1 protein-coding gene is annotated in these 839 nt (G+C 76.3%); it reads right to left on the bottom strand.

Annotated elements, in window-relative coordinates; genetic code table 11:
• Positions 1-24: 24 nt before the first annotated feature.
• Positions 25-600 carry a hypothetical protein gene (locus ACYVE9_RS28950; protein WP_461030844.1) on the bottom strand — a complete coding sequence of 192 codons (576 nt, stop codon included), beginning with the start codon at positions 598-600 and terminating at the stop codon, positions 25-27.
• Positions 601-839: the final 239 nt, after the last annotated feature.

The following is an 839-nucleotide window of genomic DNA, read 5'->3' as shown; positions in this document are numbered from 1 at the left end:
GTCCCCCGCCCCTCCGCCGCCGCGTCACACCTCGCGGACGTCCGGGGCGGGGCTGGCGGCGGGAACCGGCCGGGCGCCCAGCGCCTTCCGGTACTTCTCCGCGTGCGCCTCGTCGAGGTACGGGCTGAGCCGCAGCAGCACCCGCCCGGAGAGGTAGCCCCGCTCGGCCCGCGCCGGGATGCCCAGCGCCTCCTGCTGGAGCCGCTGGGCGCGTTTGCGGGCGGTGGCCGGGTCCGCGTACACCTCGATCACCCCGCCCAGCGCCACGCTGCCCGGGTCGTTGTCGGTGACCAGCCCGCCGTCCACCCGGTTGTCCTCGAACGACACCTTGCTGCGGTAGCCGTCAGGCCGGCCCAGCAGGTGGTCGGGGTCGGTCGAGGGGGTCACCGTCGCGGTGTGCTCCACCGGCAGGCCCGCGGTCTGGAGGCGCCGCAGCTGCGACTGGGCCTCGGCGGTGATCGCGACCGTGCCCTCGGCCGCATGCGAACGAGGCGCGACCGGCCTGTCGTCGGTGGTCAGCGCGCCCAGGGTGGCTGCCGCGCCGGTGACGGACAGCGCCACCACGCACGCCACGGTCACCACCTTGCTGGGACACCTCACGGCCCTCATCACCTTCACCCTGGATCGGCCTGCGACCCCGAGCAGCGTAATGGCGGGCGGCCGGATCGTACACGCCGACGTGCCCCCGGCGCGGTGAACGTCCGAGGCGCGGTCCGAGAGGCGGTATAGGCCCGCGGGCCGAGGAGGTGGCCGCACCGGGGCGACGCGGGGGAGTCGGCCGGCGGGAGCGCGGTACTCGCATGCCGACGCGCTGCCCCACCGGCCGGGGCGGTGGTGGG

This window comes from Streptomyces sparsus (genome assembly GCF_054776295.1).
The sequence above is the reverse complement of the archived record's forward strand: the minus strand, read 5'-3'. Positions and strand labels throughout refer to the sequence as shown.